This window comes from Celeribacter sp. (genome assembly GCF_048270365.1).
Taxonomy (GTDB): domain Bacteria; phylum Pseudomonadota; class Alphaproteobacteria; order Rhodobacterales; family Rhodobacteraceae; genus Celeribacter.
Map to the genome: position 1 here is coordinate 126,141 of NZ_JBLWTA010000003.1, position 26,863 is coordinate 153,003.

The 26,863-nt window shown below is 59.0% G+C and carries 25 protein-coding genes; 8 read left to right on the forward strand and 17 right to left on the reverse strand.

What is annotated here, in order from left to right; all coding sequences use genetic code 11:
• The first annotated feature begins 130 nt into the window (after positions 1–130).
• Together gyrA and ACN0X0_RS05385 are read left to right on the forward strand one after the other, a co-directional pair.
• Positions 131–2,872 carry a DNA gyrase subunit A gene (gene gyrA, locus ACN0X0_RS05380; protein WP_417278322.1) on the forward strand — a complete coding sequence of 914 codons (2,742 nt, stop codon included), beginning with the start codon at positions 131–133 and terminating at the stop codon, positions 2,870–2,872.
• A 218-nt stretch (positions 2,873–3,090) separates the two neighbouring features.
• Positions 3,091–3,969 carry a hypothetical protein gene (locus tag ACN0X0_RS05385; protein WP_417278323.1) on the forward strand — a complete coding sequence of 293 codons (879 nt, stop codon included), beginning with the start codon at positions 3,091–3,093 and terminating at the stop codon, positions 3,967–3,969.
• Between the two features lie 104 nt (positions 3,970–4,073).
• On the opposite strand, the gene ACN0X0_RS05390 is transcribed toward ACN0X0_RS05385, so the two are convergent.
• On the reverse strand, positions 4,074–4,514 hold the full coding sequence (locus tag ACN0X0_RS05390) for a hypothetical protein (RefSeq protein ID WP_417278324.1): 441 nt from the start codon (positions 4,512–4,514) through the stop codon (positions 4,074–4,076).
• 180 nt (positions 4,515–4,694) lie between these two features.
• Positions 4,695–5,543 carry a LysR family transcriptional regulator gene (locus ACN0X0_RS05395; protein WP_417278325.1) on the reverse strand — a complete coding sequence of 283 codons (849 nt, stop codon included), beginning with the start codon at positions 5,541–5,543 and terminating at the stop codon, positions 4,695–4,697.
• 388 nt (positions 5,544–5,931) lie between these two features.
• On the opposite strand from ACN0X0_RS05395, the gene trmFO reads away from it, so the two are divergent.
• Both trmFO and gluQRS read left to right on the forward strand, forming a co-directional pair.
• Positions 5,932–7,278: a methylenetetrahydrofolate--tRNA-(uracil(54)-C(5))-methyltransferase (FADH(2)-oxidizing) TrmFO gene (trmFO, locus tag ACN0X0_RS05400; protein ID WP_417278326.1), complete on the forward strand. Its 1,347-nt coding sequence runs from the start codon at positions 5,932–5,934 to the stop codon at positions 7,276–7,278.
• Positions 7,278–8,132 carry a tRNA glutamyl-Q(34) synthetase GluQRS gene (gluQRS, locus tag ACN0X0_RS05405; protein WP_417278327.1) on the forward strand — a complete coding sequence of 285 codons (855 nt, stop codon included), beginning with the start codon at positions 7,278–7,280 and terminating at the stop codon, positions 8,130–8,132. Before trmFO ends, gluQRS begins: the two co-directional genes overlap by 1 nt.
• 62 nt (positions 8,133–8,194) lie before the next feature.
• Here gluQRS and hisI read toward each other — a convergent pair whose 3' ends face one another.
• On the reverse strand, positions 8,195–8,575 hold the full coding sequence (gene hisI / locus ACN0X0_RS05410; protein WP_417278328.1) for a phosphoribosyl-AMP cyclohydrolase: 381 nt from the start codon (positions 8,573–8,575) through the stop codon (positions 8,195–8,197).
• A gap of 64 nt (positions 8,576–8,639) precedes the next feature.
• Between hisI and ACN0X0_RS05415 the strand changes: the two genes are divergently transcribed.
• Both ACN0X0_RS05415 and ACN0X0_RS05420 read left to right on the forward strand, forming a co-directional pair.
• Complete coding sequence (locus ACN0X0_RS05415; RefSeq protein ID WP_417278329.1) at positions 8,640–9,107, forward strand: iron-sulfur cluster assembly scaffold protein; 468 nt, start codon at positions 8,640–8,642, stop codon at positions 9,105–9,107.
• A 122-nt stretch (positions 9,108–9,229) separates the two neighbouring features.
• Positions 9,230–10,588 (forward strand): methyl-accepting chemotaxis protein, encoded by a 1,359-nt coding sequence (locus ACN0X0_RS05420; protein ID WP_417278330.1) that lies wholly within the window; start codon positions 9,230–9,232, stop codon positions 10,586–10,588.
• Between the two features lie 193 nt (positions 10,589–10,781).
• On the opposite strand, the gene ACN0X0_RS05425 is transcribed toward ACN0X0_RS05420, so the two are convergent.
• The 5 genes from ACN0X0_RS05425 to ACN0X0_RS05445 form a co-directional block, all read right to left on the reverse strand.
• Positions 10,782–10,904, reverse strand: coding sequence for a hypothetical protein (locus ACN0X0_RS05425; RefSeq protein ID WP_303048550.1), 123 nt, complete (start codon positions 10,902–10,904; stop codon positions 10,782–10,784).
• A 121-nt stretch (positions 10,905–11,025) separates the two neighbouring features.
• Positions 11,026–13,119, reverse strand: a complete 2,094-nt coding sequence (recG, locus tag ACN0X0_RS05430; protein WP_417278331.1) for an ATP-dependent DNA helicase RecG — start codon at positions 13,117–13,119, stop codon at positions 11,026–11,028.
• 4 nt (positions 13,120–13,123) lie between these two features.
• Positions 13,124–15,262, reverse strand: coding sequence for an NAD-dependent DNA ligase LigA (gene ligA / locus ACN0X0_RS05435; protein ID WP_417278332.1), 2,139 nt, complete (start codon positions 15,260–15,262; stop codon positions 13,124–13,126).
• Between the two features lie 164 nt (positions 15,263–15,426).
• Entirely contained in the window at positions 15,427–16,146 is a 720-nt protein-coding gene (gene ctrA, locus ACN0X0_RS05440; RefSeq protein WP_167602998.1) for a response regulator transcription factor CtrA, read from the reverse strand.
• Positions 16,147–16,263: 117 nt separating this feature from the next.
• Positions 16,264–16,542: a DUF1153 domain-containing protein gene (locus tag ACN0X0_RS05445; protein ID WP_167602997.1), complete on the reverse strand. Its 279-nt coding sequence runs from the start codon at positions 16,540–16,542 to the stop codon at positions 16,264–16,266.
• Between the two features lie 126 nt (positions 16,543–16,668).
• Between ACN0X0_RS05445 and mnmA the strand changes: the two genes are divergently transcribed.
• Both mnmA and ACN0X0_RS05455 read left to right on the forward strand, forming a co-directional pair.
• Positions 16,669–17,814 carry a tRNA 2-thiouridine(34) synthase MnmA gene (gene mnmA, locus ACN0X0_RS05450; protein ID WP_417278333.1) on the forward strand — a complete coding sequence of 382 codons (1,146 nt, stop codon included), beginning with the start codon at positions 16,669–16,671 and terminating at the stop codon, positions 17,812–17,814.
• 1 nt (position 17,815) lies between these two features.
• Complete coding sequence (locus ACN0X0_RS05455; protein ID WP_417278334.1) at positions 17,816–18,217, forward strand: lysozyme inhibitor LprI family protein; 402 nt, start codon at positions 17,816–17,818, stop codon at positions 18,215–18,217.
• Here ACN0X0_RS05455 and ACN0X0_RS05460 read toward each other — a convergent pair.
• The 9 genes from ACN0X0_RS05460 to rseP all read right to left on the reverse strand — a co-directional run bounded on the left by ACN0X0_RS05460 (position 18,205) and on the right by rseP (position 26,851).
• On the reverse strand, positions 18,205–18,516 hold the full coding sequence (locus ACN0X0_RS05460; protein WP_417278335.1) for a hypothetical protein: 312 nt from the start codon (positions 18,514–18,516) through the stop codon (positions 18,205–18,207). The two genes, ACN0X0_RS05455 and ACN0X0_RS05460, sit on opposite strands and share 13 nt — an antisense overlap.
• Positions 18,513–19,670: a lipid-A-disaccharide synthase gene (gene lpxB / locus ACN0X0_RS05465; RefSeq protein WP_417278336.1), complete on the reverse strand. Its 1,158-nt coding sequence runs from the start codon at positions 19,668–19,670 to the stop codon at positions 18,513–18,515. Before lpxB ends, ACN0X0_RS05460 begins: the two co-directional genes overlap by 4 nt.
• Positions 19,667–20,449 carry an LpxI family protein gene (locus ACN0X0_RS05470; protein WP_417278337.1) on the reverse strand — a complete coding sequence of 261 codons (783 nt, stop codon included), beginning with the start codon at positions 20,447–20,449 and terminating at the stop codon, positions 19,667–19,669. The genes lpxB and ACN0X0_RS05470 overlap by 4 nt, the downstream gene beginning before the upstream one ends.
• A 4-nt stretch (positions 20,450–20,453) precedes the next feature.
• Positions 20,454–21,254: an acyl-ACP--UDP-N-acetylglucosamine O-acyltransferase gene (gene lpxA / locus ACN0X0_RS05475; RefSeq protein ID WP_417278338.1), complete on the reverse strand. Its 801-nt coding sequence runs from the start codon at positions 21,252–21,254 to the stop codon at positions 20,454–20,456.
• Positions 21,255–21,267: 13 nt separating this feature from the next.
• A complete protein-coding gene (gene fabZ / locus ACN0X0_RS05480; RefSeq protein ID WP_226553489.1) occupies positions 21,268–21,735 on the reverse strand; it encodes a 3-hydroxyacyl-ACP dehydratase FabZ in 468 nt (155 codons plus the stop codon).
• A 151-nt stretch (positions 21,736–21,886) separates the two neighbouring features.
• Positions 21,887–22,549, reverse strand: a complete 663-nt coding sequence (locus ACN0X0_RS05485; RefSeq protein WP_417278339.1) for an OmpH family outer membrane protein — start codon at positions 22,547–22,549, stop codon at positions 21,887–21,889.
• A 1-nt stretch (position 22,550) separates the two neighbouring features.
• Complete coding sequence (gene bamA, locus ACN0X0_RS05490) at positions 22,551–24,905, reverse strand: outer membrane protein assembly factor BamA (protein ID WP_417278340.1); 2,355 nt, start codon at positions 24,903–24,905, stop codon at positions 22,551–22,553.
• A 263-nt stretch (positions 24,906–25,168) separates the two neighbouring features.
• On the reverse strand, positions 25,169–25,300 hold the full coding sequence (locus tag ACN0X0_RS05495; protein WP_417261021.1) for a hypothetical protein: 132 nt from the start codon (positions 25,298–25,300) through the stop codon (positions 25,169–25,171).
• A gap of 192 nt (positions 25,301–25,492) precedes the next feature.
• Positions 25,493–26,851 carry an RIP metalloprotease RseP gene (gene rseP / locus ACN0X0_RS05500; protein WP_417278341.1) on the reverse strand — a complete coding sequence of 453 codons (1,359 nt, stop codon included), beginning with the start codon at positions 26,849–26,851 and terminating at the stop codon, positions 25,493–25,495.
• Positions 26,852–26,863: the final 12 nt, after the last annotated feature.

Here is a 26,863-nt window from a genome sequence, read left to right on the forward strand (position 1 = left end):
CACTCTTGTTCTCTGGCTGCCATCGCGCGAGAGCATCCGCCATTGCACCCCATATCCGGTATGGGGTAGAGTGTGACACAACGAGATACGGGGGGCTTCCCCGTCACATGAAAGACAACAGGCGGACAACGTGAGCGATACACCCGAAACCCCTGAAAACGAACAAGAAAACCCGCGCCAGCCGATGGCTTGGGATGGGCCGAAAATCTCCATCACGCAGGAGATGAAAACCTCCTACCTCGATTACGCCATGTCCGTGATCGTGTCCCGCGCGATCCCCGATCTGCGCGACGGGCTCAAGCCGGTGCACCGGCGCATTCTTTTTGCGATGCAAGAAGGCGGCTACACCCACGACAAGTCCTACCGCAAATCCGCGAAATCCGTGGGCGACGTGATGGGCAGCTATCACCCGCATGGCGATAGCGCGATTTATGACGCGCTTGTGCGGATGGCGCAGCCGTTTTCCATGTCATTGATGCTGATCGACGGTCAGGGCAACTTCGGTTCCATGGATGGCGATCCACCTGCGGCGATGCGGTATACGGAATCGCGTCTGGCGAAATCTGCCCGCGCACTATTGGACGATCTCGACAAGGATACCGTCGATTTTCAGGACAACTACGACGGCAAGGAACGCGAACCTACCGTTTTGCCCGCCAAATTCCCGAACATGCTGGTCAACGGCGCGGGCGGGATCGCGGTCGGGATGGCGACGAACATTCCGCCGCACAATTTGGGCGAGGTCGTGGATGCGACTCTGGCGCTCATCGAGAACCCGGATGTGTCGACCGAGCGGTTGATGGAGATCATCCCGGGGCCGGATTTCCCGACGGGGGCAACCATCCTCGGGCGCTCGGGCATTCGCAAAGCCTATCTGGAAAGCCGCGGCTCCGTCGTGATGCGGGCCAAGACCAAGATCGAGGAAATCCGCAAGGATCGCTACGCCATCATCGTCGAGGAAATCCCCTATCAGGTGAACAAATCCACGATGATCGAGAAGATCGCGGAGCTGGTGCGTGAGAAGCGCGTCGAGGGCATCGCGCATATTCAGGACGAATCCGACCGCAACGGTGTGCGTGTCGTGGTCGAGCTGAAACGTGACGCGACCGCGGAGGTGGTGCTGAACCAGCTGTTCCGCTTTACGCCTTTGCAGACCTCTTTCGGCTGTAACATGCTGGCTTTGAACGGTGGTCGCCCGGAGCAGCTGACGCTGCGCGACTTCCTCGAGCATTTCATTACCTTCCGCGAGGAAGTGGTGGCGCGCCGCACCGCCTTTGAGCTGCGCAAGGCACGCGATCGGGCACATATTCTCTGTGGTTTGGCCGTGGCTGTGTCCAACGTGGACGAGGTCGTCGCGACCATTCGCTCCTCTGCCGATGCCTCCGAGGCCCGGATCAAATTGATGGAGCGGCGCTGGCCGGCGCAGGAAATCCTGCCTTACATCCTGCTCATTGATGACCCGAACCATAAGGCCAACGACGACGGCACCTATAACCTGTCCGAGGTTCAGGCCCGCGCGATCCTCGATCTGCGTCTGCAACGCCTCACGCAAATCGGTGTCAAAGAAGTCACCGACGAGCTGCAAGAGCTGGCCGCCAAGATCAAGGAATTCCTCGAAATTCTCGCGTCGCGCGAGCGGATCATGGAGATCATCTCGAATGAGCTGATCGACGTGAAAACGCAATTCGCCGTGCCGCGCCGCACCGAGATTGTCGATTGGTCCGGCGATATGGACGACGAGGATCTGATCGAGAAAGAGGACATGGTGGTGACCGTGACTCAATCCGGTTGGGCCAAACGCACGCCTCTGGCCGATTACCGCGCGCAAAAACGCGGCGGCAAAGGCCTGTCGGGCATGTCAACCAAGGATGAGGATGTGATCACGACCTTGTTCGTGGCGAACACCCACACCCAGCTTCTGGTCTTCACCGACGACGGCATGGCCTACAAGATGAAGACCTGGCGCCTGCCCCAGGGCGGTCGGACGGCGAAGGGCAAGCCTTTGCTGCAAATCCTGCCGATCCCGCAGGGCGTGTCCATCGCGGCGATCCTGCCGGTGGACCGCGACGAGAAGGATTGGGACGATCTCCAGATTGTCTTCGCCACCTCGAAAGGCTCGGTGCGTCGTAACCGTCTGTCGGATTTCACCAATGTGAAGTCGAACGGCAAGATCGCGATGAAATTCGAAGGCGACGACGAAGGAACCCGCCTGATCAACGCCCGGATTTGCGATGAAAACGATGACGTGATGCTCGTCACTTCAAGTGGTCGCGCGATCCGTTTCCCCGTCCCTGATGTGCGGGTGTTCAACTCGCGCTCTTCCACCGGGGTGCGTGGCATCAAGTTGATCAACGAGGGCGACGAGGTCGTCTCCATGTCCGTGATCCGTCACTTCGAGGCGGAAAGCTATGAGCGTCAGGCCTATCTCAAAATGCGTCGCCAACAGGTCGGCGCAGATGAGGCCGAGGTGTCGGATGAGGAGGAAGACGTCGCAGAAGGCTCGATCTCCATGGAGCGGTTCGAAGCGATGAAAGCCGCCGAGGAGCTTTTGGTGACCATCACCAAGGGCGGCATCGGCAAGCTGTCCTCCTCGCATGATTACCCGGTCCGTGGCCGTGGCGGTCAGGGCGTAACCGCGATGGAGAAAACCATGCGCGGCGGTCCGATCGTGGCCTGTTTCCCGGTCGGCATGGAAGACCAGATCATGCTCGCCACCTCGAAAGGCCAGTCGATCCGCTGCCCTGTCGATGGCATCTCTTTCCGCTCGCGTGGCGCGGGTGGTGTGAAGGTGTTCAACACGGGCAAGGGCGAAGAAGTCGTTTCCGTCGCCTGGATCGCGGAAAGTGAAGATGAGGACGAGGTCGAGAGCTGATCGCTCCTCGTTTTGTGATCGCCTGAAGACAATTTTAGGATTTAAAATCAACCGGATGGCGCGATTTCGCCGTCCGGTTTTTCTTTGCCTCACGCGGCATCACAAAAAGTTTTGTGACAAAAAAGTAACGCGTTAATTTTTCTCAAACTGCACAACTTTAACTCTTCTCTGTGCGGATCTAGATCAGCGCTATAGCAACTTATTAAAGGCAACTCCCCATGCTGAAACATACTTCCGCAATCACGTTGGCTCTTTTGGCAGCCACTGGTGCAGCCTCCGCAAACGGTCTGACCTACAGCACCGTTGAAGGCACCTACTACGACATCGACGGCAACGACGCGCAAGCCCTCTATGGCGCGTTCGACTATGTGACCGGCAACCTGTCCTTCACCGGTGCAGCCGGTTACGCGACCGACGACAATGACGATGCAAGCGCGCTTGACCTGACCGTCGGCTACGCCATCATCCCCGGCCTGACCGTTTACGGTGCTGTCGACTATGTCGACTCCGACAATAACGGTGACGATACCGCTCTGGGTCTCGGCCTCGAATACCAAGCCGCCAACTACGGTGTCGCCGTCGACTACCGCTCCTGGGATGACAGCGACGTAGATGTCGCAACCCTCGCCGGTTTCTACGGCTTCGGTGCATCCACGGTCTACGCCCGCTACTCCAACATCGACGCCGCTGCCGGCGACGAAGACGAATACCTCCTGGGTTACACCTACGAGGCCTCCAACTGGGACGTCGATCTGGCCAGCGAATGGGGCGACGATTTCGATGATGGTTCGACCTACATCGCCTCCACCTACGACTTCAACGACGCCTTCACTTTTGGCGTGTCGCTGATGACCCTCAACGACGATTTCGGGGACTACGGTATCGCCACCATCGGCGGCACCTATAACTTCACCGAAACCGTGTCGCTCGAAGCCAACTACGGTCAGTCCTTCGGCTATGACGACGATCTCGACGGCTTCAACATCGCTCTGACCTGGGAAAACGGTTCCCGTCGTCTGCGCGTGATCGATCAGGTCGAAGATTATGTGAGCGACGTTTCCCCGCTCTACGGTCTGAATCTGGGCGGCTCGCTCTAATCCAACCTTCTCTCGTTAAATATCAGGCATAAAAAGAAAAGGCCCCGCAATCGCGGGGCCTTTTTATATCCTCTGAACTGAAAAACAGCATAGTTTCATGCTAGTCAGATCAATCTTGACCAGCCCGCGCGCAAAAGCGAAAACTTCCCGCCGCCAAGGAAAATAAGAGGAATGGCGAAGATAACGGCGATCATCACTTGCAGAGTTTCAGGTGTCAGCATCATCGGATTGCGAGATACTGCGAAATGGAAGGTGACGAGAAGAGCCGCCGAGATCAGCGCCATGACGCGGGTGTGAATGCCAAACATGATCCATACCCCGATCAAAACGAACAACATTGCCACGACAAGATTTCGGATGTCGCTCAATTGCAGGAGGAAGGCCGCAGGTCGTGGGGTGAAGGAACTGGCATTGGCCCGCATCGATTCATCCAGACGCAAAGCCAGCGTCACCGGATGAAGAAGAAGTGTGCCCGCAAGTGCCAGACGCAACCCTAGACAGCCAACGTCGGACAGCTGCCGCGTCACTGAGGGGGATTTGATCATGATGTGCCTCAAGTTTTTTAAAGTCTTTTGGCAACCATGACGAAGACTTTGCGTATTACCTATAGTTGTTTTCGACGTTACGGATTTGCAAAAATATAAACCTGCCCCCGTATTGACCAAGTTGTCGCGTCCAGACGGCGTCTCGAGGCTCGGTTTGTGGCCGCAGATCAGGCAAAGACTTCAAACCTCCGCACGTGCCTGAGCCCATGGGGATTGACCGAAGCTCTCGACGATAAATGCCGTCACTGCCGTGAGCGCCGGATCACCGCGACGGCTTTCATGATAGCTCATGAAAATATCCGTGGTGCTATAGCTGCCCTCGATGGCATCAAATCCCTCAAGATTCTGCGCTGCCATCACCGGAATAAATCCCCCGATACGGGCTGATGTCATCACGTCGTACAGCTGACTCAAAGTATCCACTTCGATCCTTGCAGGCCCTTTGAAGTGCTGCTCACATTTTCTCATAATGGGAAAATCTTTATAATCGGGGGACAGCCCCACCCATTCACGGCAGTCCTTATCCTCAGTCGGGACATAGGCCTCCAGGGCGAACATGCCAATTTTCCGCGACAGTATCCGCCCGCTTTCAGGAGGCGCCGCCGAGATGATGATGTCGTGCCCAGACAATGTTGTGATCAGCGCCCGGTTGGAAAAACTCAGACGGATATGTGCCAATTCTGTCGCATAATGTTTCATGTTTGGCGCAAGGATGCGGCGCAACATCATTGGCGAGCAGGCAACACGGATCTCGCTGCTTTTCATCCCCGCACGCATCCGCAACCGGTTCTGCTCCCCGCGAATAATCTCATCAAAGGTCTCAGAAGCCTTGATCAATTCGCGCATCTCTGGGTTGAGTCCCCACCCCATAGACGTCTTAATAACAGGGTTCAGCCCGAGTTCATCCGCCATACGCTCCATACGGCGCGACACTGTTGCAGGATTCGTCCCAAGCATACGTGCCGCTGCCGCCATCGTCCCGTATTTGTCGATGGCCAGTAAGAATCTCAGATCATCCCAACGATCCATGTTCGCGCCTTCACCTCCCTAAGGACTCCATCTCCGGTTGAAACCATCACCATGTATGACAAAACAGTAAGGCAACAACCTGCTACGCACGGGCCGTACTTGTACATTTTCACATAGGGTAAAATCGTTTATCAGCGCGAGACTTAACAGCGTCAGGCGTCATGCCCGGCCTTGGTCATCTGCCCAAAATGCTATGAGCATTGAGTCAGGTCGAGCACGAGTAATATATGAGTCATAGAGGACTGCGTCCCACTGATGCAATACCACTTTGCAAAAAAGTGACCCTCCATGCGGCGGTATTCCCACCGCGCTCAAACGGTCTCGCATGAAGATCACAGTTCAGCTTTTCCTCTTTCCTCCTTGCCTCACAAAAGCTACATCCCGGCACATGACACAGAACACACTTCACATCGTCGGCGGCGGCATGGCGGGCTCCGAAGCCGCTTGGCAGGCCGCAAATCTGGGCCTCAACGTCGTGCTGCATGAGATGCGGCCCGAGGTCGAAACCTTCGCGCATCAAAGCGGCAAATTCGGCGAGATGGTGTGCTCCAACTCCTTCCGCTCGGATGACGACGAACAGAATGCCGTGGGGCTTTTGCATTGGGAAATGCGCGCCGCCAACGGTTTGATCATGGCGACGGCGGACAAGCACAAACTGCCTGCAGGCGGTGCTTTAGCCGTGGATCGCGAGGCCTTCGCCGATCAGGTCACCGCCACGCTTGAGGCGCATCCGAACATCTCCGTCGACTACGGCGAGATCACCGAACTGCCCTCAGAAGGCATGTGGATTTTCGCCACCGGCCCTCTGACCTCTCCCGCGCTTGGTGAGGCCATTGCCAAAGAGACCGGCGCTGACCGGCTGGCGTTTTTTGATGCCATCGCGCCCATCGTCTATGCCGAGAGCGTCAATATGGACGTCGCCTGGTTGCAAAGCCGCTACGACAAGGGCGAGACCGAGGAAGAGCAGAAAGCCTATCTCAACTGCCCGATGACCAAGGACCAATACGAGGCCTTCATCGACGCACTTTTGGCGGCTGACAAGACCGAGTTCCACGAGGGCGAAACCGCGAAATATTTCGACGGGTGCCTGCCGATCGAGGTCATGGCTGAACGTGGGCGGGAAACTCTGCGCCACGGGCCGATGAAACCCATCGGTCTGACCAACGCGCATAAGCCCGAGGATAAGGCCTATGCGGTGGTGCAACTGCGCCGCGACAATGCGTTAGGAACGCTTTATAACATCGTCGGATTTCAGACAAAAATGAAGTACGGCGCGCAGACTGAGGTGTTCAAAATGATCCCCGGTCTGGAGAATGCCTCCTTTGCCCGTCTGGGTGGCATTCACCGCAACACCTTCCTCAATTCGCCGACGCTTTTGGACGATCAGATGCGGTTGAAAACGCGTCCCAACATCCGCTTTGCCGGTCAGGTGACGGGCGTCGAAGGCTATGTGGAGAGCGCCGCCATGGGCTTGCTCGCCGGTCGCATGGCTGCTGCCGAACTGCTGGGTCACGACCTGCCGCCGCCGCCCTTCACCACCGCCATGGGCGCCTTGATCAACCACATCACCGGTGGCGCGGAGGCCAAGACCTTTCAGCCGATGAATGTGAACTTCGGCCTCTTCCCGCCGCTGGACGGTCTGCGTGGTGGTCGCAAAGGCCGAAAAGAGCGGTACAAAGGCTACACAGATCGCGCCAAAGAAGATTTTAATCAATGGCTTGAGGGTCAATCCTAATGACCTACGTGACCCGGTTTGCCCCCAGCCCCACAGGGCCTCTGCATCTGGGTCACGCCTTTTCCGCGCTCACGGCTTACACCCGTGCGCAAGACCAGACCGGCACGTTTCTCCTGCGTATCGAGGATGGAGACATCAGTCGCTGTCGTCCAGAATGGGAGGCGCTGATCTATGCCGATCTCAGGTGGCTCGGGATCACTTGGCCGGACCCCGTCCTACATGTCACGGTGCGTGAAGACATCTACGCAAGTGCATTGCAATTGCTCGAAGAATTGGGCCTCATTTATCCCTGTTCCTGCACCCGTCGCGACGTGATGAATGCGCTCTCCGCCCCGCAAGAAGGCGCCCCAATGGGCCCCGATGGCGTAATCTATCCGGGCACCTGTCGTCACCGCGATATGGACCGCTTTGAACCCGGCGAGGCCATTCGCCTCAACATGGCAAAAGCCGTTGAATTTCTGGGAGATGTGAGCCGTTTCTCATGGCAGGAAACCGGCCCTTTTGAGACCGGAACGCACCACCTCGACGCCGATCAACTGATCCATGGCGTGGGTGACATCGTGCTCGCCCGCAAGGACATCGGCACCGCCGCCTATCACCTCTCCGTGGTGATCGACGACGCGGCCCAGGGCGTCACAGAGGCCGTGCGCGGCGCGGATCTCATGGAGGCGACGCAAATCCACCGGCTGTTGCAGGCGCTTCTGGACCTGCCGGAGATTGCCTATTACCATCACAGGCTGATCCGCGACAACGACGGCAAGCGTCTTGCCAAACGCGCGGACGCCAAGGCAATATCGAAATTCCGCGAAGAGGGCCTGAGCTCTGAAGAGGTCAAAGCCCTGATCGGCTTATGAGTATTTGAGGCAGCAAAGGAAAACGAAACGCGTGTCCTTTGCTGGAAAAATACTCAATTCTGTCAGCCCATTGGCGTCATAAGTTCAACAGCCGCGCCATCCCGAACCGCACGGTAAAAGCACGACCGACGGTTGGTGTGACACGCGGGGCCAGTTTGATCAACCAGAACGAGAATGCAATCGCTGTCGCAATCAAAGCGGAAATCGACCAGCTTTTGCACATGGCCAGAGGTCTCGCCCTTGATCCAGAACGCCTGACGCGAACGCGACCAATAGGTCACCTTGCCACTCTCAAGCGTCTTTTTCACCGCCTCTTCGTTCATCCAGGCCATCATGAGCACCTCGCGGCTCTCATGATCCTGCGCGATCACGGGGATCAACCCCTTGTCATCGAATTTCAATTGAGCGGCATCGAATGTGCCAAAACTCTCTTCGGAACACATGGTCCGTCCTTTCCAAGCGCGGGTGTTTGCCCTATCTATGAGCTCCGATCTCGAAAGGCAAACCATGTCCACGCAATCGTCGCCGCCCTCCACCACGGACCTCGCGCAGCTCTACTCCGGCAAGCTTCTGGCGCTGGCCGCCGATATTCCGCTGACCGGACGGTTGGAGAACCCGATGGTGTCGATCAAAGAGCGCGCGCCGCTCTGTGGCTCTACCGTGACGGTCGAGATGGATGTCGAGGACGGGCGCATCACGCGGTTTGCGCAGGATGTCAAAGCCTGCGCTTTGGGTCAGGCGGCCGCGTCAGTTCTGGGGCGTCATGTCATCGGTCGGACAGAGGCCGAGATGATCCGCGCCCGTGATGACATGACCGCGTTTCTGAAAGACAGCGGCCCCGTGCCGTCCGCGCCCTTTGAGGGGTTTGAAGCCCTCCTGCCCGCGCGCGATTTCAAGAACCGGCACGATTCCATTCTCCTGGCGCTCCGGGCCACGTGTCGCGGCTTTGAAGAGCTCGCAAGCCAACGCGCATAGGCCATTTTTCAGGTTTTGCTTAACTCTCCCGTAAGACCCGCCGCGTAAAACTGGCGATCATATCGGAGGAGCGCATGATTCCAAATCCTGAATTTACTGACGCGCAGTCGACAGATCCACGCATGACGCAGCTGGCCGAATATGCCAGCCGTCTTGGGTTCGAAGTGGTCGATATTGCGGGCTTTCTCGACAGTGTCGATCAACAGTCACAGCATCAGATTTCCGTCCTCGGGCGCGTCCAAACCTCTGCCTCCGAGGTGATGATCGCCAATGGCGCCGTGCGAGATGCGCTTGGCCGTGTGACGGACATCACGAGCCGGACTTTGGAGCGTGTCGAAGGATCGGTCGCTTTCGTGCGCGAAACCGGGCAAAAGTCACAAACCGTCGCCTCATGGGTCAAGGAACTTGCGGCGCGGATGGAGCGTGTCGCGACCTCCCTCGAGGCAGTCGAGGCCAACAATGCCAATATCGCCGACATTGCCCGTCAGGTGAACATCCTCGCCATCAATGCCAAAATCGAGGCCGCGCGCGCGGGCGACAGTGGCCGCGGCTTTGGTGTCGTGGCCGAAGCGATCAATGAGCTGTCGCAAAAGACCGCCCGCGCCGCAGAGGGCATCGAGGAAAACATCGAAACCCTCTCGTCCTGGGTCGGGCGCCTGCGTGAGGAGGCCTCTGGCGTGTCCAATGACGCAAGCCATGTGATCGAATCTTCCGTTGAGGCCGACCGGGCGCTGACGGAGATCGCGCAGGGCGTTCAGGAAACCCATGGCGCAACCCGTGTGATGGAGGCGGAGGCCGATAAGGTGCAACAGGCCGTCGAAGACTTTCAACCGGCGTTCGACGAGATCGGAAAATCCGCACGCGGCACGGCGGACGGCATCCATGTCGCCAATACGCGCGTGGAGAAACTTATCGACACCTCTGAGACGATCTTTCAAACCACCGTGGCTTTGGGCGGGGCGAGCGAGGATCAAGGGTTTATCACTCGAGTGCAGGAGGCGGCATCGCAAATTTCTGAGCTGTTCAGTTCCGGGATTGGCAACGGGCGGATCAGTCGCAACGATCTTTTCGACCGAACCTATACGCCGCTTGCGGGCACCGACCCGGCACAGCATATGGCGCGGTTCACCAGTTTCACGGATGAGGTCTTGCCCAGCGTGCAAGAAGCCATGCTCACCTTCGATCCGAAAGTCGTGTTCTGTGTCGCGATTGACCCGAACGGCTATTTGCCGACCCACAACAAGAAATTCTCGCAACCGCAGGGCAAAGACCCGGCCTGGAATGCCGCCAATTCCCGCAATCGTCGGATGTTCGATGATCGCGTGGGGCTGAAAGCCGGGCGCAACAAGGAGCCATTCCTATTACAGGTCTATCGCCGCGACATGGGAGCCGGAAAATTCGTGATGATGAAAGATCTCTCCGCGCCGATCTTCGTCGATGGCCAACATTGGGGCGGATTGCGTCTCGGCTATACCTTTTAAAAAAAACCGCCGCACTTCGAAAGAAGGCGGCGGCAGGCATGATCTGATGTCACAGGGGATAGGCAAGAGGCATTGGCGGTTGAGGGCGCCACATCTGACAGGAACAGGTAAAGCGTCAGAACAAGCTCAGAGAAAGCCAAGTGTGTCGGGTCAGATCGGAGGCAGAAAGAAAAAGCCTGAGACTGGGGAGGTCTCAAACCAGAGCGGGCAGTGTCAAGCCACCGACAAGGATCACCAAGAGAGCAACGGCACCCAACATATCTTCGAACAGCGTCGCTTGGGAGCGGGCAACAACAGATTTCAGGTCTTTGATCATAGCATCCTCACCAGTATGGTTAATGACTTGTTGCTAATTTGTTCTCATATTGCGCGCAGCCTGTAAAGAACTTTTTAAGAACATTTGTGAACAAAAGTGAGAACAGAATGTGGGCCTGATCTTAACCCACTGAAATCAAACGGATTGCTTCATCTTTCCCCATGAGCCAAAGAAGAACACGCACATGGTCTCCCCGTTCCGTTTTCAATGTCGGATCGTCATGCAGCAGTTTTCGCGCATCCGATTGCGCCAGCGCCATGAGCGCCGATTGGCGCTCCAGATCGGCGACCCGAAACCGCGGCAGCCCCGATTGCGCCGTGCCCAAGACATCGCCGGCCCCACGCATCGCCAAATCTTCCTCGGCGATACGAAATCCATCTTCGGTCTCGCGCAAAATCTCCAACCGCCTCCGGCCGGTCTCTGTCAGAGGCGGTTTGTACAACAACAAACAGGTCGAGGCGACATCGCCGCGCCCCACCCGGCCCCGCAACTGGTGCAGCTGCGCCAGCCCGAAATGTTCCGCCCGTTCGATCACCATGATCGAGGCATTCGGCACATTGACCCCCACTTCGATCACCGTGGTGGCGACCAGAACCGACAGCCGCCCGGCGGCAAAATCCGCCATGGTTCGGTCTTTATCCTCAGCCGCCATCTGACCGTGCACCAAGCCGACATGCCCCTCGCCAAAGGCCGCGCGCAGCGTTTTGAACCGCTCTTCGGCGGCCATCATGTCGACCACTTCGCTTTCTTCAACCAGCGGACAGACCCAATAGGCCTGCCGCCCCTGCGCAATCGCATCTTTGAGATGCGCAACGACCTCATCCATCCGCTCAATAGAACTCAGCGCTGTCTTGACGGGCGTGCGCCCGGGCGGTTTTTCGTCCAACACGGAGACATCCATGTCGCCGTAATGCGCCAGCGAAAGCGACCGCGGGATCGGCGTCGCGGTCATCACCAAAACATCCACCGCCTCGCCCTTTTGCGCCAACGCCAGACGCTGCGTGACGCCGAAACGGTGCTGTTCGTCGATGATCGACAGACGCAAATCATGAAATTCGACATCGTCTTGAAACACCGCATGGGTGCCGACAAGGATGTGAATGTCCCCGCGTTTCAAAGCCGCCAATTTCTCCGCCCGCGCGCGGCCTTTATCGCGCCCGGTCAAGAGCTCCAACACCACACCGACAGCCTCGGCCAGAGGTTTGAGGCCTTCAAGATGTTGGCGCGCAAGGATTTCTGTAGGCGCCATCATGACTCCCTGCCCGCCCGTTTCAACCGCAACCAAAAGCGCGAACAGCGCGACCAAGGTCTTGCCGGACCCGACATCGCCCATCAAAAGCCGGTTCATCCGCTGCGGTGCGGCCATGTCCGTTGCGATCTCATCCATTGCGCGGGCCTGGGCGCCGGTCGGGCGATAGGGCAGGTTTTTCAACACCTTACCGCGCAAGCTCCCGTCGCCTTCGTTCACCCGCCCCTTGCCCCGCCGCACCCGCGCCCGCGCCAGAGCCAGTGTCACCTGATGTGCGAACAATTCGTCATAGGCCAAGCGCTGTCGCGCGGCACTGGTCGGCGCGATTTCATTTTGCGACAGCGGACGATGTGCCTGCGTCAAAGCCGCCGTAAAATCCGGCCAACCTTCGCGGGCTTTCAACGCCGGATCGATCCACTCTTCGAGATCGGGCACCAATTCCAGCGCCGCTGCACTCGCCTTGGCCATGGTTTTCTGGGTCACGCCCGCTGTCAACGGATAGACCGACTCGTAACCCGGCAAATCGTCAGCCTCCTCAAGCGTCAGAACATAATCCGGGTGCGGCATCTGATATTGGCCGTCATACATCTCGACTTTGCCGGACAGCAAACGCCGCTCGCCCACGGGCAATTGCGCCTCGATCCACTTCGGGGAACCGCGAAAGAACACGACCTGAAAGGCGATCTCGCGATCTTCAACGATCACGCGATACGGCAGACCTTTGCGTGCAGGCGGTTGGTGACGCAGCACGGTAACTTCGACCGTGGCGATCATCCCGGGAGAGACCTCGCGCAGGCTGTCGCGTCGCCGACGATCCACAACCGCATTGGGCAGGGTGAACAAAAGATCGCGCGGGCGTTCCACCGCGAGCGCAGGCATGAGCTTGGCGGTTTTCGGACCGATGCCAGCCAGAGTTTCAAGTCCGGCAAAGAGCGGAAAGAGGATATCCGGGCGGCCCGTGCTCATGCGCTCATGCGTCTCCGATCAGGGCGAGCCAGCCGTCTTCGTCCAAGAGATCGATGCCCAATTCGCGGGCCTTCTTCTCTTTCGATCCGGCACCGGGCCCAGCCACAACGAGATCGGTTTTGGCCGACACGGAGCCGGAAACCTTGGCGCCAAGCGCCTCGGCGCGGGCTTTGGCCTCGGATCGGCTCATTTTCTCCAATGTGCCAGTGAACACCACGGTTTTGCCACTGACCGGACTGTCATTTTTGGGCTTTTCGGCCTCGATCGGGCGCAGATGGGCGACGAGCCGCGCAATGCTTTCGCGTTCGGCCTCCTGATGAAAGGCGGTGACCAAGGAGGTCGCCATGACCTCGCCCACGCCGTCGATGGACAAAAGGTCGTCCCAGGCTTCGCCCACGCCGATGGTCATTGAGGCCATGGCAGTCTCAAAGGCCTCCCACGTGCCGTAATGCGTCGCCAAAAGATTGGCGGAGCTGTCGCCAACGTGGCGGATGCCGAGGCCAAAGATGAGCTTGGCCAGAGGAATGTCGCGTCGGGCATCGATGGCGTCGAAAAGGTTGAGCGCGGATTTCTCGCCCCAGCCTTCTCGGTTCTTGAGCTGTTGCAACTTTCCGGGGCCATAATTTTCTTTGAGATCAAAGATATCGGCGGGTTCTTTGACCCACCCGTCTTTGTAGAATTGCTCGACCTGTTTGGAGCCCAGCCCCTCAATATCAAAAGCGCCGCGCGAGACGAGATGTTTGAGTTTTTCAACCGCTTGCGCGGGGCAAATCAGACCGCCGGAACAGCGGCGCACGGCGTCGCCCTCTTCGCGGATCGCCTCGGACCCGCATTCGGGACAGGTCGTTGGAAAGACATAGGGGATGCTATCCGCCGCGCGTTTGGTCAAATCGACATCGGCAACCTTTGGGATGACATCGCCCGCGCGGTAGACCTGCACCCAGTCACCAACGCGGATGTCTTTGCCGCTGCGGATTTCTTCGCCTTTGCTATCGAGACCTTTGATGTAGTCCTCATTGTGCAGCGTGGCGTTTGAGACGACGACGCCACCAACAGTCACGGGCGTCAGCCGCGCGACCGGCGACAAGGCCCCGGTGCGGCCCACTTGAATGTCGATAGCCTCCAAGCGGGTCCAAGCCAATTCGGCAGGGAATTTATGGGCAATGGCCCAACGCGGCGTTGTTGAACGAAAACCCAGACGGCGTTGCAGCTCGAGGGTGTCGACCTTGTACACCACCCCGTCGATGTCATAGCCAAGCGTGGCGCGTTGGGTCTCGATCTTGCGGTAATGCGTGATGAGATCGTCGATGTCGGTGAAACACTCGGTCAGCGGGTTGGTTTGGAAACCGAGCGCCGCGAGACGTTGAATTGCACCCATTTGCGTGTCCGACAGCGGTTCGGAAATCTCGCCCCAGGCGTAGGCGAAAAATTTAAGCGGACGCGCGCGGGTGATCTCGGCGTCGAGTTGGCGCAAAGACCCGGCGGCGGCGTTGCGTGGGTTGGCAAAAGTCTTGCCTCCGCGTTCGGCATGGCGGGCATTCAAGGATTCGAAATCGGCGTGGGACATATAGACCTCGCCGCGCACTTCGAGCACATCCGGCGCGCCGGTGAGGTCTTGTGGAATATTGTCGATGGTGCGGGCATTGGCGGTGACGTTTTCGCCGATCTGACCATCACCTCGGGTGGCGGCGGAGACCAGTTTGCCCTGTTCATAGCGCAAAGACAGGGAGAGACCGTCAATTTTCGGTTCAGCCGTATAGGCAATCTCTCCCGGAGCGCCCAGATATTTGCGTACGGATCGGTCGAATTCCCGGACATCTTCGTCATCGAAGGCGTTTGCCAGCGACATCATCCGCACCGCATGGGTAATTTTGCCAAAGCCCTCTGCGGGCGTTGCGCCGACCTGATCCGTCGGGCTGTCGCTGCGTTTGAGCTCGGGAAAGCGTGCCTCGATGGCCATGTTGCGCTGCTTAAGCGCGTCATAATCCGCATCCGACATCACCGGGGCATCTTCGGTGTGATAGGCGGTGTTGGCCCCGTCCAAAAGCTCCGCCAGCCGGGCAAGCTCCGCACGCGCCTGCGCCTCTGTCAGCGCGTCGACGTCAAGTGTAGCGTGGTTTGCGTTGTCCAGAGCGTCAGCCATAAAAATACCTCCCCGCGGATGCTTCTCCTTTGGTTTAGGAGAGGCGCACGGGGAGGTCCAGTTCAGATATCCACGGGTAGGAAAACTAAGAGGAAAAAATGCCTCGACGGGTTACAGACCGGCGGCGCTGATGTCGCCGGGTACAGGGAATTCATGTGTCTTGGTCAGGCACCGATCGCAATCTGTTCGTCGCCATGGCCACTGCCAGGCTCCGGATCACGCAGCACATAGCCACGGCCCCAGACGGTTTCGATGTAGTTTTCACCGTCGGTCGCATTGGCGAGTTTCTTGCGAAGTTTACAAATGAACACGTCGATGATCTTGAGTTCCGGCTCATCCATGCCGCCATAGAGGTGGTTGAGGAACATTTCCTTGGTGAGCGTCGTGCCCTTGCGCAGGGACAGAAGCTCCAGCATCTGATATTCTTTGCCGGTCAAATGCACGGGCTTGCCACCGACGGAGACGGTTTTGGCATCGAGATTGACCTCGATCTTGCCGGTGCGGATGATGGATTGGGAATGCCCTTTGGAACGGCGAATGATGGCGTGAATACGCGCCACAAGCTCTTCGCGGTGAAAGGGTTTCGTCAGATAGTCATCGGCACCAAAGCCGAAGCCTTTAATCTTGTTCTCGGTGTCATCGGCGCCCGAGAGGATCAGGATCGGAGTATCGACACGGGCCAGTCGCAACTGGCGCAGCACATCGTGGCCGTTCATATCCGGCAGGCCGAGGTCCAAAAGGATCAAATCGTAATCATAAAGTTTCGCGAGATCGATCCCCTCTTCGCCAAGATCCGTCGTATAGACGTTCAGGTTGGCGTGAGACAGCATCAACTCGATGCTTTTCGAGGTGGTGGGATCGTCTTCGACCAGCAAAATTCGCATAACCGTGGGTCTCCGTTGCTCTCTTCCAAATGTGTTCTTGTTGCGTTCGCTCATTAGGAAGATGGTCAAAAATGGTTAACTACACGTTACCAGTTTTAACCTTTTCGCATTTTCAACTCAAGGTTGTCTATATTTTTGCACCGCAGTGGCCTTTAAAGCCGCTTCACCATGCTCGGAAATGGCATTTTTCCACGAATTGAACTCTTCTTCGGACAATCCGTACATTTTGAGCGCCTCCGTCAGGGGAATCAGTCCAAAGACCACACCCTTGACCACAAGGGCCTTGCGAGAGGCCACCCAGCGGCGGGTTTCCTTCGGCGGAAGGTCGGCACGGGTCATGATCGATCCGTCGGGAAGCGTAACGGCACGCGGGCCATCGACTTTTTTGAGATACATGGGCTCACCCTCGTCTTGAATTGCACAGCCTTTGTGACTCAATCCTCTTAATGGGGGGTGAAGCTGGGCCTTGAGAATAGGTCGAATTTTCTTATATAGCGGGTCTGTTCCCGAAAGGATTTGTTCATGTTTGACGACGGCGTACACCCGCTGAACTCCCTGGGCTTTGCGAAAGCCCCGAAAGACACCCGCGTGGTTGTGGCCATGTCCGGCGGCGTCGACTCGTCTGTCGTCGCGGCCATGCTGGCCGAAGAGGGCTATGACGTGGTCGGCGTGACGCTTCAGCTCTACGACCACGGTGCGGCTCTGGCCAAGAAAGGCGCCTGTTGCGCCGGACGTGACATTCACGACGCGCGCCGCGTGGCCGAGGAGATGGGCTTCCCGCATTATGTGCTGGATTACGAGAACATCTTTCAGGACGCCGTGATTGATGAATTCGCCGACAGCTATCTCGCGGGGGCGACGCCTGTCCCTTGCATCCGCTGCAACGAGCGCGTGAAGTTCAAGGATCTGTTGAACACCGCCAAGGATCTCGACGCCGATTGCATGGCGACCGGACATTATATTCAACGCGTGATGGGCGACACCGGGCCTGAGCTGCATTCGGCCGCCGATGCGAACCGCGACCAGAGCTATTTTCTGTTCTCCACCACGCCCGAACAGCTGTCTTACCTGCGTTTCCCGCTCGGGCATCTGCCGTCGAAAGACGCCACACGCGCGCTGGCCGCGAAATACGGTCTCTCGGTGGCGGACAAGCCCGACAGCCAAGACATCTGTTTCGTGCCCAATGGCAACTATGCGCAAGTCATCGAGAAACTGCGCCCCGGCGCCGCCGAACCCGGCGAGATCGTCGATCACAATGGCAATGTGTTGGCGACGCATAAAGGCGTTATCCATTACACCATCGGCCAGCGCCGCGGGCTTGGCATCGGTGGACTTGCCGATCCGCTCTATGTGGTGAAACTCGATGTCGACAATCGTCAGGTCGTTGTCGGCCCGAAAGACATGCTTGCGACCCGCAAAATCCCGGTGCGTGAAATCAACTGGCTGGGCGATGAGCCGTTTACGTCGCGCGATGAATGGGTGCTGGACGTCAAAGTCCGCTCCACCCGCCCGCCGCGCGAAGCCATCGTACGCCCGATCTCGGACACCGAAGCCGAGGTCGAATTGGTCGTGGCCGAAGAAGGGGTCTCGCCAGGACAGGCCTGTGTGTTCTACGATCCGGAAAGCTCGCGCATCTATGGCGGCGGGTGGATCTGGAAAGGGAACTGAGATGAACCGCTTTGCCTTCGTTGCGCTTTTGACCCTGTCTCCGCTGTCCTCACCTCTGACGGCCTTCGCCGATGCCTCCTCGGAATGCGCGCTGGATCTCGGCTCTCAGGTCGAGATAGCGGATTGCGTGGCCGCCACCGAGATCAAAGCCACCCGCGCGATGGAGATGATGCTCGAGTTCGCCAAAAGCTCGGCGCAGGAGCTTGATGAGATGACCGGACGCGTCGTTGCCCTGCCCGCCTTGGAAGCCTCTCAATCCGCTTGGGAAGCCTACCGCGATGCGCAGTGCGACTATGTCGGCGCGGGCTTTGGCGGCGGCTCGGGTACGGGGATTGCGATCCGGTCCTGTAAGGTCGAGTTGACCCGAGCGCGGACCAAAGAGATCGCATCTCAGTTGCGTTGAAGCGGTGAGAGGCTGACCAGATAGGCCGCAAGATCGGCGTTGTCCTGATCACTGCGGATCGGGTCAAAACGGATTTTGTGGCTGGCCAGAAACGAAGCCAAACGCGGCGCGTCCTCCGGCGACACCACCATGTCGATCGACACCTCATGACAGCGGGCGCAGCGCTCGGCGTAGATCACGGCTCCCTGCTCGGCATCGCCCGTCAGAGCACCTGCCCCCAAAGAAACAGCGGAGCCGAGCAAAACAACAAAGGCAAAGCCGCATCTGCGCGTCGTTTCCTTTGTGCGCCAAATACTCACGTCTCAGCCATCCCATCCAACACAGCCCGCGCCGCCCGCAGGCCCGGTGGTTCTTCGCCCCGCCCCAGCCGCTCCATGGTCAAAGCGAGGGCGGCATGTTGATCCGCGCCCGCGTTCAACACATGCGACAGGCTTGCCGCGATCTTTTGTGGGATACAGTCGGCGCCCAGAAATTCCGGCACCACTCGGGTTTCAGAGACCAGATTGACCAGTGTCACCGTGTCGATCAACAGCTTGCGTTTGACGATCTGCTCGGTGAGCCAGGCCATGCGATAGGCCACCACCATCGGTGTGTCGTTGGCCGCAAGCTCAAGAGACACCGTTCCCGAGGCCGCCAGCGCCACATCGGCGGCGCGGAAGGCGGCGGCTTTGCCCGCTTTGTCCGTCGCCTCGATCAGGATCGGCGCGACCTTCCACTCTCGCGTCACCTCACGCACCAGCGGCTCGACATTTTGCGCCATCGGCAAAACGTAACGCGCCTCCGGGTGATGCTTTGCAAAATGCCCGAGCGTCTCGCCAAAGATCGGCGCAAGACGCGTGACCTCGCCCCGGCGTGAGCCCGGCAGAACGAGCATCAAAGGCGCGTCGCCGATGTCATGCGCGGCACGGAAGGCTGCGACCTCTGTGTCCGTCGCGACCGCTTCGGTCACCACCGGATGGCCGACGAAATCACAGCGCACCCCCTCTTTCTCAAAGTAAGGCGGCTCAAAGGGAAACAGCGCCAGCACCTGATCCACCCGTTTCGCAAGCTTGGCCGCGCGCTCAGGCCGCCAGGCCCACACTGTCGGCGCGACGTAGTGGCAAATGCGGATGTCACTCCGCGCTTTGACAATATCCGCCACGCGCAGACAGAAATCCGGACTGTCGATGGTCAGAACCACGTCCGGTTTCCAGTCCAATATCGCCTCAGCCACCTCGCGAATGCGGCGTTTGAGGTGGAAATATTTCGGCAGAATCTCGGCGATCCCCATGAGCGACAGTTCGGACATCGGGAATTGCGAGGTGAGCCCCTGCTCCGCCATGGCCGCGCCGCCGACGCCGCGAAACTCAACATCCGTGAGGGCTTTGAGCCCCGCCATCGCCGCGCCGCCCAGACGGTCGCCGGAGGGTTCGCCCGCGATGACAAAGACCTTAAATCTCGTGGCGAGGCTCATTGCGCTTTCAGGAAGAGACCTGCCTCCTTGATGCGCGCTTCCACAGCGGCACGATCCAGCACGATCACCTCGCCCGCCGGGATCACCAGCCCGCCGAGACCCGCGTCGATCACCGCCTCGATGGTGGCCATGCCGATGGTCGGCACGTCGATGCGCATGTCTTGTCCGGGCTTGGGCGCTTTGACAAAAACACCCTTGGCACGGCGCAGGCGGTCCGGCGTGGCTTTGACAAAAGACAGCATCGCGTCGGTGCCCTGAAGCGTCTCGATGCCCAGAACCAGCCCGCCCGCACAGACCGCGCCCTGGCCCACGTCGAGCGGCCCCAAAGCATCCAGAACGGCTTGCGCGCGGGTGGCGTCGTCCAAATCTTCGCGGGTCGGTTTGCGGCCCCAAAGCGTGCCGGGTTCCAGCACCAGATCGGGGCGAATTTCGGTCGCGCCGCGAATGAGAAAGCCTTGATCCTCGAACAGCGCCAGCACCTCACGCAAAAGTCCGTCGTCGCCTTTTTTCATCGCCATCGCGAGCCGCAGCGCGTGGCGGTCCATCAACACGGGGTTCACTTTCGGGCGGCTCATCGCGCCTGCAAAGGTAACCGCGCCCACGTCATGGGATTTCAGCTCCTTGAACAACCGCCCGAGCTTTTCGATCCGCGCAGGAACATGCGTCAGGCCGCCCGGCACCGGCGTGTCGTCAAAAGTCACATAGACGGGATCGTTAAGCGCCTCCGCCAAAAGCCGGGGCAGCGCGCCCGATCCGGCGATGATCGCGGTCCGGGTCATGGCGCTATTTCGGGGTCAGAAAGCCGCGGTCGCTGTCGCCCATGACGAAATCGACCATACGGGCGACGTAATCGCTGTTGAAATCGTCCTTGAGGCGCTCGGCGCGATCTTTGAAAGCGCCCTCGCCCTGTTTGAGCATCTGGAAGGCCGCGCGGAGCTGATTGATGTCGTCGCGGGCCACGCCTTTGCGTTTGAGACCGACGAGGTTGAGACCATCGAGTTCCGCACGCGGCCCCTGCACCAAAGCGTGCGGCAAGACATCGGCGGTGACCATGGACAGCGCGCCCACGATGGCGCCCTGCCCGATCCGCACCCATTGGTGGATGCCCGACAGACCGCCGATGATCACATCGTCCTCGATGTGGCAATGGCCTGCGACAGCCACCGAGTTCACCAAAATCACCCTGTCGCCGATCTGGGCGTCATGCGCCACATGGCAGGACGACATGAACAGCCCGTCATCGCCCACGCGCGTCACCCCGCCACCGCCCTCTGTGCCAGTGTTCATGGTGACATACTCGCGGATGCGGTTGCGCTTACCGATGATCAGTTTGGTCTCTTCGCCCCTGAATTTAAGATCCTGCGGGATCTCCCCGATGGAGGCGAATTGGAACACCGTGGTGTCCTCGCCGATCTCGGTGGCGCCCGCGACAACGACATGGGATTTGAGCGTCACGCGATCCGCAAGCCGCACCTTCGGGCCGACAAGGCAGAACGGGCCAATCTCGCAGCCCGCGCCGATGACGGCGCCCTCTTCGATCACCGAAGACGGGTGAATTTTGGCGCTTGGATCAATTGTGCTCATCGTGTGAATCCTCTCAGGATTTCGGCGTCAGATCCATCATCGCGGTGAATTCGGCCTGACAGGCCAATTCGCCATCGACCTCGGCGCGACCGTCGAATTTCCAAACCTTGCCGCCGCCGCGTTTCACGGTGACATGCATCTTGAGCTGGTCGCCGGGGACCACCTTGCGGCGGAATTTCACGCCGTCGATGTTCATGAAATAGACGTTGAATTCCTTATCCGCCAGGTCCATGTGAACGCCGACCATGACCGCCGCCGTCTGTGCCATCGCCTCGACGATGGTCACGCCGGGCATCACCGGTTCGCCCGGGAAATGGCCCTGAAAATGCGGCTCGTTATAGGTCACATTCTTGATGCCGGTGCAGCTTTCGGGGCAGACGATGTCCACCACGCGGTCCACCAAAAGGAATGGATAGCGATGCGGCAGGATGCGCTGGATCAGGTCGATGTCGGCGATGCTGGGTTTGGTGGTCTCGGTCATATCTTGTCCCTGGGCCTTTTGGTCTTCTTTATATTGTGGACCGATGGACCCCTTAAAGCCCATGCGATCCAATGCCCCACATGAGGCGTAAAATCTCTGGCCACCTTCCTATCAACCGCCGCCCGAGGTGACAAGGCAATGGCGCACCAGCTCACTCCTGGGTGGGCGGTGTCTCCGGCGTGCCTTCGCCGTCCGACGGCTGCATCGTCTCGCTGCTCTGTGCGCCCTCTTGGTCATCGAGTTTCTCAATCGCGATGCGCGAAATGTCGATTGCGCCGTTCATCAGATAAACTTGGTTGCGTTCGAAGACCACGACGGCCCCGAGATCGCGGGCGATCTGGGCAAGGATCGTGTTCATCTGTTGTTCAATCTCGGCCAGACCTTCGTCATAAAGTGTCTGAATCTCGCCCGCCTTCTCGTCCTGACGTTGGCGGACCTGTGTCACTTTTTCGTCAAAGGCCTGCGCGCGGGCGCGAAAGTCCGCCTCGGTCATCGTGGGTTTGGCGTCGGAGATCTCTTGCTCCTCGGCCTCGAGATCGGCGTAGATCTGGTCGTTTTCCGTCAAAAGTGCTGCGCGGGCGTCGTCGATTTCCGCCTCAAGGGCGGCGCCAACCTGACTTTGGTTCAACACGCGGGCGCGGTCGAACACCAGAACCGGAAACACCAGTTTCGGCTCAGACGTCCGCTGGCCCGGTTGCGCAGCGGGCGCGGCCTCTTGCGAGGTCGGCTGGTCTTGTGTTGCATCTTGAGAAAACAGGCCTGTCGCACAAAGGCTGAACAGGCCTGCCATCCAAAGGGGACGCAAAAGCGACATCTCAGAAGCTCGACGAGATGGTCAGGTCGAAACTCTGTTCCTTGTCGTAGTCTTCTTTGTCGAGCGCTTTGGTGAAGTTAAAGCGCAGCGGGCCCAGAGGCGTGGTCCAGAACACCGAAGCCCCAATGACAGAGCGCCAGTTCGGATCGTCGGAGCCGGCGATGATATTCGTGGTGTCATCGAGCCCCCAGACCGAGCCGTAGTCAAAGAACAGGCCCCCGGAGAGACCGTATTCTTCGGGCAGACCCAGCGGGAAATTCGCCTCAAGACGGGCCACGGCATACATATTGCCACCAAGCGCCAGATCGTTGTTGTTCGAACGCGGACCGATACCGCCCGGCTCAAAGCCGCGCATGATCGAGGTGCTGTTGAAATACCGTTCGGAGACGCGGCTGTCGCCGTCAGCGTCAATCACGCCGCCTTCGACGGTGGCCCGCAGGGTCACCTCTTCGTTCCAGACCTTCATCTCGCCGGTCAGTTCGGCGGAGGTTTTGATATACTCGGCCTCGCCACCAATGAGACCCGCGAAATCCTGACCGAACTTGAACAGCATGCCCGCGTTCGGGTTCAACCCGTTGCGACGCGTGTCGTAGCTATAGGAATAGCCCAGAGAATGGGTCGAATAGCGGCCTTCGTCGATGTCGTTCTGAATTTGCACAGGGTAGCTGTAGCCGCCATCGGTATAATCGCTGTCTTCGACGGTCTCAGCGATCTCACCGCGATAGTTCACCGTCAAAGCCCCATTCTCAGAGACCGGGAAAGTCAGGCGCGGCGAAATATAGGCGCGACGCAGCTCATGTTCGGCATAAGACGGTTGCGAGGTCCCAAGACCCGCGCTCAGCCCAAAGGCGACATCGCGCCCCAGGAAGGCCGGTTCGACGAAATTCAACGACAGGCTGCCGTCTTCGACGTCCGTGGTCAGGCTGAAGGACAACCGCTGGCCACGGCCCAGGAAGTTCGACTCGCTGAAGGAGGCAATCAGGTTGACACCTTCGGACACGGAGTAGTTGCCGCCGAAAGTGAAAGACCCTGTCGGTTTTTCGGTGACGTTCACATCGACGATCATTTGATCGGCGGCGGAGCCCTGACGCGTGCTCACATCGGCGTTCGAGAAGAACCCGAGCGCCCGGATGCGGTCAGCGGCAGCGCGAATCTCGCGCGGGTTGAACGGGTCGCCTTCGACGGTTTTGAATTTTTGACGCACCACACGGTCGAGCGTCGTGGCGTTGCCCTCGATGTCGATGCGTTCGACAAAGATGCGCGGCCCGCGGACCAGCACGAAATCGACATCGAGCGTCTGCGTGCGGGGATTGCGCGTCACACGCGGCTCGGCGCGCAGGAAATCGATGCCTTTTTTGGTTGCCAGCGTTTCGATGCGGTCGATCATATTGTCTACCGCCAGCGGCGAATAGGTCTGGCCAGCGCGGATATTGGTGACCTTGGTAAACTCCGCGGCATCGACGCCTGCCATCTCGGAGGAGATGGAGATTTTGCCAAAGTCGTATTTCTGGCCCTCACGCACGTTGAAGGTCAGGAAATAGGCGTTGCGCTCACGCGAAAACTCGGCGGCGACGTTGAGCACCTGGAAATCGATATAGCCACGCGAAGTGTAGAAATCCGTCAGCACGCGTTTGTCGAACTGGAGACGATCCTCGGTGTAGGTGTCACGCCCGATGATAAAGCGCAGCGCGCCTGCCTGTTTGGTTTCAAGCACGCGACGCAGGCGCGAATCCGAATATTCGCGGTTGCCGACAAAGCTAAGACGCTCGATCTCAACGCCTTTGCCCTCGGTCACCTCAAACACCACATCGACGCGGTTGTCGGACCGGCGAATGATCTTCGGCGTCACGGTGGCGACCAGCTGGCCTCTGGTCTCGTAAATCTGCGTCAGCGTGGCGGCGTCGGCCTCTGCAACAGAGGGCGAATAGACCTGACGGACCTTGGTGGTGAGCGCGGGCATCAGCGCGTCATCGCTGACCTTGCGGTTGCCTTCGATGGCGATACGCGAGACGACCGGGAATTCGGCGACCTTGATCACAAGCGTGTTGCCACGCGGGGTGAATTCCACCGTCTCGAACAACCCGGTGCCCAAGACGTTCTGATAGGCGTCGTTCAACTCGCCGCCGGACACCGTCTGGCCGCGCGTGATTCCCGCGTAGGACAGGATCGTACCTGCGGACACCCGCTGCGCGCCTTCGACCACCACATTGGTGAAATTGAAGGACTGCGCCTCGGCCGGCGCCGGAAATGCGGTGTAAGATACGGTTGTGACTGCGAAAGCCGCAAAAGACAGCGCAAAGGCACGTGCTACAAAACGTGGTTTCACGCGGATCGAACGGTGATTCAATGGCAACATGGCAGCTTTCTCGATATTCCCCACTTGTTCCTAGCTGAGTAACGGCAATACCGCCCCTTGTCAAAAGCGATCGACCATAAAAACGGCTTTGAGACACAGCATAAGGGCCTTCGCCGAAAGCGAAAGCCCTACTTGTAGCGTTTGTCAGGTGTTTAGCGGATTTCCGCCCTCGCCTTTTTTCGGTATTGAACCGACCGTTTGAAAGGCAGGTAGAAAGACTCGTGGCTCAGAACTCGACGGGTCAGAACTCGACGTGGCGCCCCTTAGAGCAAAAGCTGTCCGAAAAACGACCCGGCCACCAGCGCGACGACGATGGTTGCGGCATAGAGCAGACGATCCCAGTTGAGATCGGCCAGTTGCGACAGGCTTTGGTATCCAGCACGAATTGCGGTCATCTCGAGGCCCTCCTCAGTCATCGACAGGCTCACCCTGCCACACATACCCTCTGCGGCCCGCAAAAGCCGACCGCTCTGAGTTCAGGAGATACGCTTTGATTGTGGCGAGATTTGGACCAAGACTGCGTATTTCCGCAAAATACGCAGGGATTTTGCCGGGATTTTGGCAACAGTCTCCGAGGAAACGGGGGATTATTTACAGAACAAATCAGATCCCAGTCCCAGCACCATAAAGCCCAGGATCACCGCCAGACCGATGGTCATCATGACATTCACCGCCCGATCCGGCAGAGGTTTTCCGCGCACCGCCTCATAGGCGTAGAACACCAGATGCCCGCCATCCAGAACCGGGATCGGGAAGAGGTTCATCAGGCCAATTGCGGTCGACAGAAGCGCCACGGTGGACAGGAAACTCGCCACACCATCGGAAGCCGAGGTCGACACCACCTCGGCAATGCCCACGGGCCCCGAGAGGTTACAGGCAGAGATCGCGCCGGTGATCATATGCGCCATGCCCGAGAGCGACATTGTGATGATCTGCCACACGCCTTGGATACCGGCCAAAAGCGCTGCGCCGAGGCCAACCGGTTCGGTGCCGACCGAGAACAGCAGACCGCCGGTGATGCCGATCAGCCAACGAGTCTCGAACCCGCCATCGTCGGTCGGAAGATCGCGACGACGCGGCTCAAGCGTGGTCTCAAAGGTCTCGCCGCCCTCCGCAGAGGTCTCACCATTGGGCCGCCAGACGGTCAGCGTCATCGGCGCGCCATCATGGCTGGTGACATAGTCCTGAAGGTCCCAAAACGTGGTGATCGGCGCGCCATCGATCTGGGTGATCACATCGCCGGTCTTGATGCCTGCATCGCGTGCGGCGGATTTCGGCGACACGCCCGCGACGATCACCGGATAGGGATAGGGGCCCGTGACGGTCAGCTCCTGCCCCTCGCGCGCGACGGTGTAGGACACGTCGCCTTCACGCGGCAGCTCTTGCAAAAAGCCCAAAAGCGCGCCCGGTTCCGGCACCTCCTGCCCCGCGATGGCTGTGATCTCATCGCCGGGCATCAGGCCGATTTCATAGGGCACAGGCGCGACCTCATCGACCACCAAGGTGTCCGCGGCCTTGCCCGCGATCAACACAAAGATGGTGAAGACGATGAAAGAAAACACGAAATTGAAGATCGGCCCCGCCGCCACCGTCGCGGTCCGCGCCCACAGAGGCGCGCCCGGCATGGTGTGGCGGGCTTCTTCGGGGCTCATGCCCTCGACCGCGTGCGCATCGGGCGCCGACGCCGCGTTGGCGTCACCTGCGAATTTCACGTAGCCGCCAAAGGGGAGTGCAGCAATCTGCCAGACCGTGCCGCGTTTGTCGGTGCGCTGCCACAGCGGTTTGCCGAAGCCCAAAGAGAAGACATCCGCCCGGATACCCGACCAGCGCCCGACGATGTAATGGCCGTATTCATGCACCGTGACGATGATCGACAAGGCGACAATGAAAAACACCAGCGTAAAGGCCGTACCGCCAAGGCTGCTGAGAAGGCTGGTTACATCCATTCGAGATCGTCC

Excerpts from the sequence above, each read along its gene's own strand:
- ACN0X0_RS05385 (WP_417278323.1), top strand. The coding sequence starts at position 3,091 with ATGCTGAAACATACTTCCGCAATCACGTTGGCTCTTTTGGCAGCCACT.
- ACN0X0_RS05390 (WP_417278324.1), bottom strand. The coding sequence starts at position 4,514 with ATGATCAAATCCCCCTCAGTGACGCGGCAGCTGTCCGACGTTGGCTGT.
- ACN0X0_RS05395 (WP_417278325.1), bottom strand. The coding sequence starts at position 5,543 with ATGGATCGTTGGGATGATCTGAGATTCTTACTGGCCATCGACAAATAC.
- trmFO (WP_417278326.1), top strand. The coding sequence starts at position 5,932 with ATGACACAGAACACACTTCACATCGTCGGCGGCGGCATGGCGGGCTCC.
- gluQRS (WP_417278327.1), top strand. The coding sequence starts at position 7,278 with ATGACCTACGTGACCCGGTTTGCCCCCAGCCCCACAGGGCCTCTGCAT.
- hisI (WP_417278328.1), bottom strand. The coding sequence starts at position 8,575 with ATGTGTTCCGAAGAGAGTTTTGGCACATTCGATGCCGCTCAATTGAAA.
- ACN0X0_RS05415 (WP_417278329.1), top strand. The coding sequence starts at position 8,640 with ATGTCCACGCAATCGTCGCCGCCCTCCACCACGGACCTCGCGCAGCTC.
- ACN0X0_RS05420 (WP_417278330.1), top strand. The coding sequence starts at position 9,230 with ATGACGCAGCTGGCCGAATATGCCAGCCGTCTTGGGTTCGAAGTGGTC.
- ACN0X0_RS05425 (WP_303048550.1), bottom strand. The coding sequence starts at position 10,904 with ATGATCAAAGACCTGAAATCTGTTGTTGCCCGCTCCCAAGCGACGCTG.
- recG (WP_417278331.1), bottom strand. The coding sequence starts at position 13,119 with ATGAGCACGGGCCGCCCGGATATCCTCTTTCCGCTCTTTGCCGGACTT.
- ligA (WP_417278332.1), bottom strand. The coding sequence starts at position 15,262 with ATGGCTGACGCTCTGGACAACGCAAACCACGCTACACTTGACGTCGAC.
- ctrA (WP_167602998.1), bottom strand. The coding sequence starts at position 16,146 with ATGCGAATTTTGCTGGTCGAAGACGATCCCACCACCTCGAAAAGCATC.
- ACN0X0_RS05445 (WP_167602997.1), bottom strand. The coding sequence starts at position 16,542 with ATGTATCTCAAAAAAGTCGATGGCCCGCGTGCCGTTACGCTTCCCGAC.
- mnmA (WP_417278333.1), top strand. The coding sequence starts at position 16,669 with ATGTTTGACGACGGCGTACACCCGCTGAACTCCCTGGGCTTTGCGAAA.
- ACN0X0_RS05455 (WP_417278334.1), top strand. The coding sequence starts at position 17,816 with ATGAACCGCTTTGCCTTCGTTGCGCTTTTGACCCTGTCTCCGCTGTCC.
- lpxB (WP_417278336.1), bottom strand. The coding sequence starts at position 19,670 with ATGAGCCTCGCCACGAGATTTAAGGTCTTTGTCATCGCGGGCGAACCC.
- ACN0X0_RS05470 (WP_417278337.1), bottom strand. The coding sequence starts at position 20,449 with ATGACCCGGACCGCGATCATCGCCGGATCGGGCGCGCTGCCCCGGCTT.
- lpxA (WP_417278338.1), bottom strand. The coding sequence starts at position 21,254 with ATGAGCACAATTGATCCAAGCGCCAAAATTCACCCGTCTTCGGTGATC.
- fabZ (WP_226553489.1), bottom strand. The coding sequence starts at position 21,735 with ATGACCGAGACCACCAAACCCAGCATCGCCGACATCGACCTGATCCAG.
- ACN0X0_RS05485 (WP_417278339.1), bottom strand. The coding sequence starts at position 22,549 with ATGTCGCTTTTGCGTCCCCTTTGGATGGCAGGCCTGTTCAGCCTTTGT.
- bamA (WP_417278340.1), bottom strand. The coding sequence starts at position 24,905 with ATGTTGCCATTGAATCACCGTTCGATCCGCGTGAAACCACGTTTTGTA.
- ACN0X0_RS05495 (WP_417261021.1), bottom strand. The coding sequence starts at position 25,300 with ATGACCGCAATTCGTGCTGGATACCAAAGCCTGTCGCAACTGGCCGAT.
- rseP (WP_417278341.1), bottom strand. The coding sequence starts at position 26,851 with ATGGATGTAACCAGCCTTCTCAGCAGCCTTGGCGGTACGGCCTTTACG.